The sequence below is a fragment of the Weissella sp. LMG 11983 genome, from assembly GCF_025908495.1.
In the GTDB taxonomy this organism is placed as follows: domain Bacteria; phylum Bacillota; class Bacilli; order Lactobacillales; family Lactobacillaceae; genus Weissella; species Weissella fermenti.
Window position 1 is genome coordinate 141,148 of the sequence record NZ_JAOZFD010000002.1, and the last position, 11,674, is coordinate 152,821.

The following is an 11,674-nucleotide window of genomic DNA, read 5'->3' on the forward strand; positions in this document are numbered from 1 at the left end:
TCAAGGTTATGAATAAGCATGGATGGCTGTTTAAGGCCTCGCTTTTATCGATTGCAACGTTAACTAATGCTGCGGCCGCTGTACAAGTGACCGTACCCATGATTATGAAAGACTTGCCAACGCAGTCACAATCATCAATTGAGCTGTTAATGTCAGTGACTAGTTTCGGAATTATGTTGTTTGTTTTGTTGTCAAATTTTGTGACGCGTATTATCGGTAATAAGAAGACGGTTGTTCTGGGGGTGCTCATTGCAGTGGTGGCCGGAATTGTGCCAATGTTTTCTGAAAATTACACAGTGCTATTGGTATCGCGTTTCATGTTTGGTGCCGGTGTGGGGTGGTTTAATTCATTGGCAATCTCATTGATTTCGATTTATTACGAAGGCAAAGAACGTGACACATTAATCGGGTTCGAAAACGCAACGGCCGCGGCCGCAACGACTATCCTAACATGGTTGGTTGGGTACTTAATGTCATTCGGTTGGCACATGACTTTTGGTGTCTACGCACTTGGATTTATTCCACTGATTATGTTTGGCTTGTTTGTTTCTGATAAGACGCCAACCGTAAGCGGTGATAGTAATCAAGGGGAAGTTTTAGGTAAGGCGCGTATTAATCGTACTATGGTTGGTTACGGTGCCTTCATGTTTATTCTCTTTGTAACGTACTTTGGTATGACGGTTAAAATCGCACCGTTATTTGAACAATTAGGCTATGGTACTGGTGCGCAAGCTAGTCTTATTTCAGGTATCAGCGCAGCGACAGGATTTGTTGCTGGTTTGATTTTCGGAAAAATTAAGCAATGGTTTGGTCGATACACGGTTGGTCTGGGGGCACTAGCTGGTGGTGTAATGGTATTACTCTTGAGCATGAGTCAAAATTTGATTTGGTCAGGTGTGTTGATTTCTTTGTACGGATTGGCCTTTGGAATGGCAGTGCCAGGTGTGTACTCAGCTGTAGCAGCTCGTACTGATGAAGCGTCGCAAACATTGGGCTCAACTGTTTTGTTAGTTGCTGTTAACATGGGTGTCTTCTTAAGCCCTTACGTATTCCAACTGGTTTCAACGGTGGCTGGTAGGTCAACTGCCGCCTTTAGTATGACAGTTGATGCTGTTATCGTGTTGGCACTAGCCGTGATTACACTTGTCGTTACTGGGGTAAAACGACCAGCTAAGGTTGATGAACAGGTGAATGTACCAGTAAAGTAGGGAGAGTTAATAGCATGACAAAAGATTATTTAGCAATTGATGTTGGTGGAACGCGTTTAAAAGTTGGTCTGATTGATCGGTCTGGTAACATCATTGAAAAGTTCAGTGAGCGTACTAACACAGCTGGTTTAGAGGCATTTTTGGGACAATTACGAGATGTTATCGCACGTTATGATGGCAAAATTCGAGGTGTTGGATTCAGCCTGCCGGGGAAGTTAGCGCACCCTGATGACACAATTAAGGGCGGCGGTTCATTAACGTTTATGGATGGCGTTAACTTGCGTGACAAGTTAGCTTTGGATATTCCAATTGCCGTCGAAAATGATGGAAAAGCGGCGGCCCTGGCTGAATTGTGGTTAGGGCAACTAAAAGATGTACAAGATGGTATGGCGATTGTTTTGGGGACTGGAGTTGGTGGTGGACTAGTCCTAAACGGTAATTTAGTTTATGGCACCCACTTTCAAGCCGGTGAATTGAGTTTCATTTTCAATCAACTTGAAAAGGGGATGGATACGTCGATTGGATTGAACGGATCGGCGGTCGAAATGATTAAACGTATCGGGACCGAGCTTAAGTTGCCAGAGATTGATGACGGACTAGCAGTATTTGAACACATTAATGCTGGTAATCCAGTAGCGGTTGATATTTTTGATGCCTATGCGGCTGAAATTGCCTTGTTGATTCAAAATATCCAAGCAATTGTTGATGTCCAACGCATTGTTATTGGTGGTGGTATTTCTGCTCAGCCGATTGTAGCGGAACGCATTCGTGATCACTATACGACTTTCTTCAAAGGAAATGAAGTTGTGGCCGGAACCTTGACGCCGGTTGAAATTGTGGCCGGTCAATTTGCTAACGATGCTAATTTGTTTGGTGCCATCTACCACTTGTTGATGGAACTCAACCAAGAAGTTTAATATAAGTTTTTAAATGGTCGTACCAGCTGTGGTGCGACCATTTTTTGGCCTATACCACAATATGTAAGCATTCCTGACAATGTTTGTTCCGATATTCAAAACGACGCCTATACTAATCGTAAAGTTAAAGAACAATTAGAAAGATTGAGGGTGACAACATGAGCGGATCAGATATAGCATGGGTTTTAATGAGTTCAGCGTTAGTTTGGCTGATGGTGCCCGGCCTTGCGTTGTTTTATGGTGGATTTTCAGACGTTAGATCAACAGTTAACACACTGGCCATGGTATTGATTGCTATTGCCATTGGGGGAGTGTTGTGGTTCACAGTCGGCTATTCATTGACGTTTAGTGGTAACGGGCCAATTATTGGCGATTTGAAGCATGCCTTCTTGAATGGTGTCTCAATGACGCAAAGCACACGTGGTCTGTCAATTCCAGATGGTGCATTTGCCTTGTTCCAGGGAATGTTTCCAATGATTACAATGGCTATTATTGCAGGAGCCGTTGTTGGTCGTATGAACTTCAAAGCGTTCGTAATGTTCTTGGTTGGCTGGATGATGTTAGTATACGTACCATTGGCTCACATGGTATGGGGTGGCGGTTTGCTAGCACAGATGGGTGCGATTGACTTTGCCGGTGGCGATGTGGTGCACATTTCATCAGGTGTTTCCGGCTTGGTGTTGGCATTATTGATTGGTAAGCGTCAGCACGTTACGCAATTGACTGCGCACAACATGCTCTCAATTGTTATCGGTGGTGGTTTGTTGTGGTTCGGTTGGTTTGGATTCAACTCCGGATCAGCTCTAGCAGCTAACGGTGTAGCGATTCTGGCATTCTTGAACACAAGCATTGCTGCCGCGACTGCGATGCTAACTTGGGTGATGTTCGATTTGTTAGTCTTTAAGCAGGTTAAGGTATCAGGTGCTGTATCCGGTGGTATTGCTGGGTTGGTGGCAATCACACCAGGCGCTGGTTTTATCGAACCGGTTGGAGCCGCCATTACTGGTGGTGTGGTGGCGTTGATTGTTTACGTTGCAACAACGGTTATTAAGTACCGAATGGGCTATGATGATACGTTAGATGCCTTTGGACTACACGGTGTTGGGGGAGTTGCCGGTGGTTTGTTTACAGGAATTTTTGCAACAAAGGCCTTGTCAGGACAAACTGGTTTGTTGGCTGGTGGCTGGCATTTGTTCGGCATTCAGATTGCGGCAATGGTGGTGACAATCATCTTATCAGTTATGATGACTTGGGTAATTGCTAAAGCAGTTGCCTTTGTAACGCCATTGCGTGTTGACGAAAAGGCTGAAGCAGCTGGCCTTGATTTGTGGCAACACGGTGAGTCGGTTGTGACGCAAATCCAAACGACGCGCTAATGACTGTTGACATTGTTCGATATTAGGAGTAAATTAATATTACAGATTTGTAAAGGTTTCCTTTACAATGATAAAGAACAAAAGGGGGTAACAGTATGTTTGGAATGAATGTATTGAATAAGAAAATTGATCGCGCCGTCCGTGAGTACCAGAAGCTGGATCCGGACTATCGCCCCGCCAAGAAGAAGTCTAAGAAGCGTTAATTGTTAGAATTAATTGCGCCGGTTCACATTTGTGAACCGGCGTTTTTTTGTTGTCAAACAAATATTAAAAACATTCATTCGAGTTGGTTTACCGAAAGAATTAAGTTACGAAGTGTGCAAAATCAGACTTAACAATCGGGGATGGAATGATAAATCTAACGGTTAATCAGTTAACGACACAGTTCGAATGTATTTTGGGACTATGTGTAATTATGAGCACTTAAAATCAGATTGAAAAACGTATTGTTCCTGTAAATAGGTGTGCATATACTATCAGTGAAAATGTAAGCGCTTTCTTTTTCAAATTGAATCATGTGATTGGGAGATTGAATTATGACAGGAAATATTGGTATAAAAGCCAGAGTGCAACGGATAGGATCGAGTTTGTCTGGTATGGTCATGCCTAATATTGGGGCTTTTATTGCGTGGGGGTTGATAACAGCTCTGTTCATTCCGACAGGTTGGCTGCCAAATGAGGAGTTTAATAAATTAGTATCCCCAATGCTAACCTACGTGTTGCCACTTATCATCGGCTTCACAGGTGGATCGATGGTTTACGACGGTCACCGTGGCGGTGTCGTGGGGGCGATTGCCACGATTGGTGTGATTGTCGGATCAAACATCCCAATGTTTCTGGGAGCGATGATTGTCGGTCCACTTGGGGGCTGGGTAATTCGGAAGTGGGATAATATCGTACAACCTAAGATTCGCCAAGGATTTGAAATGCTAGTTAATAACTTCTCGGCTGGTATTTTGGGTGGTCTATTGGCTTTGATTGGTGTTGTTGCTATTGGCCCACTGGTTGCTGGATTATCGACGGTTTTGCAGACGGGTGTTGACTGGATTGTTAATGCAAATCTTTTGCCCTTGGCGAATGTGTTTATTGAGCCGGCTAAAATTCTATTTTTGAATAATGCTATTAATCAAGGTATTTTAACACCGCTTGGCATTCAACAAGCGGCTGAAGCTGGTAAGTCAATTCTTTTCTTACTTGAGCCAAATCCTGGGCCAGGGTTGGGATTATTATTGGCATTCATGTTCTTTGGTAAGGGGGCAGCGAAATCTTCAGCGCCAGGAGCGATTATTATCCAATTTTTGGGTGGGATTCACGAAATTTACTTCCCTTATGTCCTAAGTAAGCCGGCACTGTTCCTGGCTGTCATTGGTGGTGGTGTATCTGGTACCGCAACGTTCCAATTGCTGCATGTTGGATTGAAGGCCACCCCATCGCCTGGGTCGATTTTCGCCATTTTGCTTATGACGCCCAAGGGAATTGGTAACTTTGTTGGCGTAATTACTGGTGTGCTAGTCGCAACGGTTGTGTCATTCGTGATTGCGGCAGCGATTTTGCATCGTGCTAAAGATGATGTTGATATCGAACAAGCTAAGGCTGAAACACAAACCATGAAGTCAGAGGCCAAGGGTGTTCGACCATCTATCACGACTGGCGAAGATGCCGTAACTGGCGTGGACTACAACGGTGCAACGTCAACTGATAATTTGTCAGACGATAATCTAAGCCAGATTAAGCAGGTTATTTTTGCTTGTGAAGCTGGTATGGGGTCATCAGCAATGGGGGCGTCGCTTCTTCGTGACCGCGCCAAAAAGGCGGGGGTTGATATTCCAATTACAAATTTGGCAATCAGGAATCTGAAGGCTGATGAGAACACCTTGGTTGTGACGCAAAACGAGTTGGCGGACATGGCTAGTCAAAAGGCGCCAACAGCAAAGCGTGTTGCTGTTGATAACTTCTTAACATCGCCTAAGTACGATGAAATCATCATGAACTTGAAGTCAGTTCAAATCGGTCGCGTTGATCAAGGCAACCAAGAGGCACCTAAGCCAGAACCATCAAGTGACTTGACGCAAATTTCGTGGGTAGATGTTAAGCACATTGATTTCATTCACCATGATCAACAACGTGGGTCAGGAACCATTGCGGCAACTGAATTGTCGGCACGTCTGGAAGCAGCTGGTAGCAATATTAGTGCGGATAATGTACCAATCGGCCAAGTGACTGACGATAAGTCGGAATTGGTCATTGTTACAGATGATGCCGCAAGTAATCTTATAAACCGTTACTTGCATGTTCAAATTTTGAAGGTGCCATCTATTACGTCAGAAGACTTGTGGCAAGCGGTAGTCGAACAAATTGAGAAGGGGGTAGCGTAATGCGTGGATTATCAAAGGAATTAATTTTGTTGAATCAAGATGTTGCAACAAAAGAGGCGGCCATTCGAGTTGCTGGTCAATTATTGGTGAATGCTGGGGCAGTAGAACCTGAGTATGTGGATTCGATGATTGAACGAGACGCGGATGTGTCTGTTTATATGGGGAACTTTGTGGCTATTCCACACGGTACGCCAGCTGGCATGCAATATATCAATAAAACCGCGATTTCGATTGCCCAATTTCCAATGGGGGTGAACTTTGCAGCCCCAGGCGAACCAGAAAAGATTGTGACGTTAGCGTTTGGTATCGCTGGATTGAATGGCGAACATCTTGATTTGTTAAGTAACATTGCGGTCTTTGCCAGCGATTTGGATAATATCGCTAAATTATCTGATGCCACGGATGTTTCTGAAGTATTAGAGCTGTTAGGAAGCGGCGAAGGACGGCAGGCGGTTCACTTTGGTGCCGGAAATATCGGCCGTGGATTTATTGGTGAAACATTACATGAGAGTGGCTTTGATGTCACGTTCGTCGATGTGAATAGTCAAATTATTGATGCGCTAAATGAACGTGGTGAATATGACATTACGCTAGCAGCCGAAGGAGATCCAATTGTCCACGTTAATCATGTTCGCGGAATTAATAATCAACAAAATCCTGAAGATGTCGTTGCAGCGATTAAAGATGCAGAACTAGTAACGACTGCCATCGGACCGAATATTTTGCCTTACATCGCACCTCTTATTGCCGACGGTATTACAGTACGTCGCCAAGCGAGAGTGCAAACACCTTTGGATATCATCGCTGCTGAGAATATGGTTGGTGGCTCACAAAAATTACGTGAGTATGTTTTTGAGCATCTTGATCAAGCAACAAAGCAATATGCGGATGCCTATGTCGGTTTCCCTAACTCCGCGGTCGACCGTATTGTGCCGCAACAATCACACGACGACCCATTAGCCGTTACCGTTGAAAGTTTTAAAGAGTGGGTCATTGATCAAACTGAAGTTCATAACACTGACTTCAGGCTTAAGGATGTGCACTATGTTGACGACCTAACGCCTTACATTGAACGTAAACTTTTTTCTGTGAACACAGGCCATGCAACCACGGCTTATACTGGGGCGACAAGAGGATATGAGACGATACAGGATGCATTACGAGACCGTCACGTTAAAGTTCGCTTAGAAAAAGTGTTAGCTGAAATTCGTGGTTTGTTGGTTGATAAGTGGAACTTCAATGAGACTGATTTGGAGGATTACCATAGGGTGTTGGTTGATCGCTTCGCTAATCCACGGTTGAGTGATTCAATTGAGCGTGTTGGGCGTACACCAATTCGTAAATTGGGCTATGATGAACGCTTTATTAGACCGATTCGAGAATTAAAGGAACGGGATTTGGAATACGATGAGTTGCTAAAAGTCGTTGGTACTATCTTTAGATTTGAATCACCCGATGATAAGGAATGCGTCGAGATTCAAGAACGTATGACGACAGATAATTTGCACGACTTAGTTGTCGAGTATACGGGTCTTTCGGATGAGTCACTGATTGAACAAATCGTTGACCGTGTCATCTTGACGGGTCAAATTCTAACGGCGTCATAAATTTATAAAGCGTTTTACGTTTCGCTAAATTTTGTATAGCGACACCTATACCAATTTATACCAATTAATTCACAATGGTTTGATTATTGGTTGACTGTGCTTTTGTTTATGCAATAATAGTCTTTGTATTAAAACGCAATGAAAACTCTAAGTGGTATACCACTTGGTTTATAAAAGTGCATTAGGGGGAAATATTTATGTTTTGCGGAATTGTTGGATTTACTGGTTTGAATTACCAATCAGCACCGATCTTGTTGAAGGGATTGGAAAAGCTTGAATACCGTGGTTACGATTTAGCTGGTATCTTTGTAGCTGACCAAGCTTTGGGGACTGACCAATTGGTTAAGGAAAAGGGGCGTGTTGCGCAACTTGAAGCCTTGGTTGATACGAAGAACGTGACGGGGACGAGTGGTATCGCGCACACTCGTTGGGCGACTCACGGTGTTCCATCAATTAACAACGCCCACCCACACCTATCTGCAGACGGACGTTTCTACTTGGTTCACAACGGGGTTATCGAAAACTACCTTGAGTTGAAGCAAGAGTACTTGTCAGATGTGACATTCCACTCAGATACTGATACTGAAGTAGCTGTGCAATTGATTGGTAAGTTTGTTGATGACGGCATGACAACGTTTGATGCTTTGAAGAAGTTGATCAGTTTGTTGGATGTTAACTCAGCGTACGGATTCTTGTTGATGGACCGTAACGAACCAGAGCGTATGTATGTTGCAAAGCAAAAGTCACCTTTGCTAATTGGGGTTGGTGAAGACTTTAACGTTGTAACGTCAGACGCGGTTGCAATGTTGGATCAAACGCACGACTTTATTGAATTGCACGATGGCGAAATTGCCATCATCGATCCTGATAATGTTCGTTTGTTCGATACAGATGGTGTTGAAACGTCACGTGAGCCATTCCACTTGGACATTGATGCATCAGAAACGGATAAGGGAACTTACCCATTCTACATGTTGAAGGAAATTGACGAGCAACCAATCGTTATTCGTCATTTGATTGAAAAGTACTTGGATAGCGAGGGTGGTGTACACGTCGGTCAAGCCATCTTGGATGATATTAAGGCTGCCGATCGTCTCTACATTGTCGCGGCTGGTACGTCATACCACGCTGGCTTGGTTGGACAGCGCTTGTTCGAGCAATGGGCAGGTATTCCAACGGAAGTTCACTTGTCATCTGAATTTGCCTACGAGCAACCATTGTTGTCAGAGAAGCCATTCTTTATCTTCTTGACGCAATCAGGTGAGACAGCTGACTCACGTGAAGTTTTGCAAAACGTTAACGAACAAGGCTTTAAGTCATTGACGTTGACAAACGTTGAAAAGTCAACGTTGTGGCGTGAAGCAACGTACGCTTTGCCATTGTTGGCAGGGCCTGAAATTGCCGTTGCTTCAACGAAGGCTTACGTTGCCCAAGTTGGTTTGCAAGCTATCTTGGCATACGCAGTTGCTGACCGTGAAGCACTTGGCTTCAACTTGGAGCAAGACTTGTCAAAGATTGCCGTTGGTATCCAAGGAATCGTCGATGACAAGGAAACGTTGCAACGCGTTGCCAACGAGATGTTGGTTGAGTCACGCAATGCATTCTTTATCGGTCGTGGGGTTGATTCAACGGTTTCATTGGAAGCTGCGTTGAAGTTGAAGGAAATCTCATACGTACAAGCTGAAGGATTCGCTGCTGGTGAGTTGAAGCACGGTACGTTGGCTTTGATTGAAGAAGGAACGCCTGTGGTTGCGTTGATTACGCAATCAAAGACGGCGGGCTTGGTTCGTGGGAACTTGGCTGAAACACAAGCACGTGGTTCACGCGCTTACACAATTGTGACTGAGAACTTGGCTAAGGAAGGTGATGATTACATCTTGCCAAACGTCAACGAATTGTTGTCACCATTGCTATCAGTTGTGCCAACACAATTGTTGGCCTACTACACATCATTGGGTCGTGGCCTGGACGTGGACCGTCCACGTAACTTGGCTAAGTCAGTGACTGTGCAATAAGAAAAACAAATAACACCGTTGTAATCGAGTCTGTGAGCTCGGTTACAACGGTGTTTTTGATTGAAATATGTCATGATGAGTTTTTTAAACGCTGCGCAACTATAATCCCGTAGTATACAAAAGCATGCGTTCATCTGGCTTTTGTAGTACCATATTGTAAAGGAGGTGATTGTTATGGCAGCAAATGCACCGAAAAGTGAAGTTGTACAAGCACGATTAGAAAAAGACGTTAAAGAGCAAGGAAATCGGATCCTGCAGGATTTGGGGCTGGATGCTTCCACTGCAATTAACATGTTTTATCATCAAATCATTTTGCAGGGAGGTTTGCCTTTCTCTGTAAAGCTATCTGAGAAGGTTGATGACGAAATTCGACGCCGAATTATCAAGGCTGAAGCACAGGAATTCGGACTGATACCAGATGACAGTGAAGAAATCACGAGCGGGGAAGATTTAAACAAGTACTGGGGATAATTGAATATGTATCGAGTACGGCTGACGGATGAGTTCAAGCGCGACATGAAGAAGCTTCCTTGCTTAATTAAGGGAAAAGGACTTGTGCTGCGAGAGGTCAAGCAAGAAATCAAAGAGACGATTGATTTGTTAATCAATGAGGGGGTTCTGCCAGAGGAGTACAATGATCATACTCTCGAACGACGACCATGGAGCGGTATTAATGAATACCATGTGTTTAACGATGTTTTAATTTTGTATGTTCGTGTTGATTCACATCGTTCGATTCGGATGATTGGCATTCGAACACACGAAACGCTAGCAGCGGGGTTGTCGGTATTAGATTGCACCGATATGTAATCGTAAATTATTTTGTATAAACTGAATAATCATAGAGCTGGGAAAGAATTTTTCCAGCTTTTTTTGTATGCTCAAGTCTGGTTTAAGTCGCGTTCACTAACATAGCAGGCAAAGTGATATTGAGGAGGCCTTTATGCCAAGTGAGAATGCAGAGAAACCAAGAAAATATCTCTATGAGGTTGATTTGTTGCGCGTGTTGTTTATTTTCAGCGTGATTGCAACGCACGTGACGACAAAAATTAATGAAGCAATCCCGAATGATACGTTTGCTTCGCAGTATTTATTTGCAACGCACATGACGCTACACTTTAGCCGATTGGGCTTTATGTTTGTTTCTGGACTGGTCATCTTTTTGAACTATTACGCTAAGAAATTGGATATTTGGCGTTTCTGGCGGAAACGATTCTTCGGGATTATCTGGGCGTATTTACTTTGGATTCTGATTTATACGAGTATTCAAGCTGCTGTTCAAAATGCGACGGCTAACGAATTCTGGCAAACCTTAACGAAGAACTGGTTGTATGGGGATGACTTCTACATGTACTACGTCATTGTGACGTTACAATTCTATCTAGTTTTTCCTGCTTTGCGATGGTTGTTTAAGCAATTTAATCATGAGCGATTACTTGCAGTTTCCCTGATTTTGCAACTGATTACGTTGACGCTTATCAAATACGTTATTCCAAACGTAGATACGTCACACTGGCTATGGTGGTTTAGGGAGTACGGTTACAATTTCTTCACGTACCAATTCTATTTTGTGTTGGGTGGCTACGTAGCTGTGCACTATCAGCAAGTGATGTCAAAGCTAATGATGTACCGCCGTCAATTAACAGTGGCTGTTGGGGTATTAGGAGCCACGACGATTGCTGTGTTTGGTATTAACCGCAGCGTACTTGACCGCACGATTGATCAAGCACAAAACGTACATCAACCATTTGTGTTATTCTACGCCGTGGTCGTTATTGCTTGGGCGATGACAATCGGTATGAGCTATGCGCAAGCGCGTGAAAGCAATCGCTTGCCGAAATGGATGGTAAACGCTGTGTCATTCGGTTCAAAAATTTCGTTTGGCATGTATCTGAGTCAAACTGTCATTTTGACTATTCTAAGTGCGTTACTCTCACGTCTGTCGGTGGATTCATGGATGCTTCTAGCAACAGTACCGGTGAGTTTGTTAGTTGTCTTCGGGCTCACATACTTGCTATCTGGTGTGCTGTATCGCACGCCGAAGCTTGGCGTTTTAGCAGGTAAGTCGCCATGGCGTTCATAAATGAATGTTCATTCTTTTAAAAAGCGGGTTGCTTTGATTTAATGCCGTACGAACGGCCATTTCCTGGTATACTTAAGGGACGAGTAAGTCCAA

At 43.8% G+C, this 11,674-nt stretch carries 9 protein-coding genes and 1 pseudogene; all 10 read left to right on the plus strand.

Annotated features, from left to right (window positions below):
* Positions 1–8: 8 nt before the first annotated feature.
* The 10 genes and pseudogenes from OIT45_RS10215 to OIT45_RS10260 all read left to right on the plus strand — a co-directional run bounded on the left by OIT45_RS10215 (position 9) and on the right by OIT45_RS10260 (position 11,581).
* Entirely contained in the window at positions 9–1,208 is a 1,200-nt protein-coding gene (locus OIT45_RS10215) for an MFS transporter (RefSeq protein ID WP_199404475.1), read from the plus strand.
* 14 nt (positions 1,209–1,222) lie between these two features.
* On the plus strand, positions 1,223–2,125 hold the full coding sequence (locus OIT45_RS10220) for an ROK family protein (protein WP_199404476.1): 903 nt from the start codon (positions 1,223–1,225) through the stop codon (positions 2,123–2,125).
* A gap of 158 nt (positions 2,126–2,283) precedes the next feature.
* Positions 2,284–3,501, plus strand: a complete 1,218-nt coding sequence (locus OIT45_RS10225) for an ammonium transporter (protein WP_199404477.1) — start codon at positions 2,284–2,286, stop codon at positions 3,499–3,501.
* Between the two features lie 536 nt (positions 3,502–4,037).
* Positions 4,038–5,876, plus strand: coding sequence for a PTS mannitol transporter subunit IICB (locus OIT45_RS10230; RefSeq protein ID WP_199404478.1), 1,839 nt, complete (start codon positions 4,038–4,040; stop codon positions 5,874–5,876).
* A pseudogene (locus OIT45_RS10235) lies at positions 5,876–6,292 on the plus strand (PTS sugar transporter subunit IIA); the annotation flags it as partial. The gene OIT45_RS10230 and the pseudogene OIT45_RS10235, both read left to right, overlap by 1 nt.
* A gap of 6 nt (positions 6,293–6,298) precedes the next feature.
* Positions 6,299–7,483 (plus strand): mannitol-1-phosphate 5-dehydrogenase, encoded by a 1,185-nt coding sequence (locus tag OIT45_RS10240; protein WP_242458281.1) that lies wholly within the window; start codon positions 6,299–6,301, stop codon positions 7,481–7,483.
* Between the two features lie 197 nt (positions 7,484–7,680).
* Complete coding sequence (gene glmS / locus OIT45_RS10245) at positions 7,681–9,498, plus strand: glutamine--fructose-6-phosphate transaminase (isomerizing) (RefSeq protein ID WP_264330389.1); 1,818 nt, start codon at positions 7,681–7,683, stop codon at positions 9,496–9,498.
* Positions 9,499–9,672: 174 nt separating this feature from the next.
* On the plus strand, positions 9,673–9,969 hold the full coding sequence (locus OIT45_RS10250) for a type II toxin-antitoxin system RelB/DinJ family antitoxin (RefSeq protein ID WP_199404481.1): 297 nt from the start codon (positions 9,673–9,675) through the stop codon (positions 9,967–9,969).
* 6 nt (positions 9,970–9,975) lie between these two features.
* Positions 9,976–10,308, plus strand: coding sequence for a type II toxin-antitoxin system mRNA interferase toxin, RelE/StbE family (locus OIT45_RS10255; protein ID WP_199404482.1), 333 nt, complete (start codon positions 9,976–9,978; stop codon positions 10,306–10,308).
* Between the two features lie 133 nt (positions 10,309–10,441).
* On the plus strand, positions 10,442–11,581 hold the full coding sequence (locus OIT45_RS10260; RefSeq protein WP_199404483.1) for an acyltransferase: 1,140 nt from the start codon (positions 10,442–10,444) through the stop codon (positions 11,579–11,581).
* Positions 11,582–11,674 lie beyond the last annotated feature (93 nt).

What these genes read in the sequence shown, in the direction of transcription:
- OIT45_RS10215 (WP_199404475.1), top strand. Translation starts at nt 9, where the DNA reads ATGAATAAGCATGGATGGCTGTTTAAGGCCTCGCTTTTATCGATTGCA.
- OIT45_RS10255 (WP_199404482.1), top strand. Translation starts at nt 9,976, where the DNA reads ATGTATCGAGTACGGCTGACGGATGAGTTCAAGCGCGACATGAAGAAG.
- OIT45_RS10230 (WP_199404478.1), top strand. Translation starts at nt 4,038, where the DNA reads ATGACAGGAAATATTGGTATAAAAGCCAGAGTGCAACGGATAGGATCG.
- OIT45_RS10260 (WP_199404483.1), top strand. Translation starts at nt 10,442, where the DNA reads ATGCCAAGTGAGAATGCAGAGAAACCAAGAAAATATCTCTATGAGGTT.
- OIT45_RS10225 (WP_199404477.1), top strand. Translation starts at nt 2,284, where the DNA reads ATGAGCGGATCAGATATAGCATGGGTTTTAATGAGTTCAGCGTTAGTT.
- OIT45_RS10220 (WP_199404476.1), top strand. Translation starts at nt 1,223, where the DNA reads ATGACAAAAGATTATTTAGCAATTGATGTTGGTGGAACGCGTTTAAAA.
- glmS (WP_264330389.1), top strand. Translation starts at nt 7,681, where the DNA reads ATGTTTTGCGGAATTGTTGGATTTACTGGTTTGAATTACCAATCAGCA.
- OIT45_RS10250 (WP_199404481.1), top strand. Translation starts at nt 9,673, where the DNA reads ATGGCAGCAAATGCACCGAAAAGTGAAGTTGTACAAGCACGATTAGAA.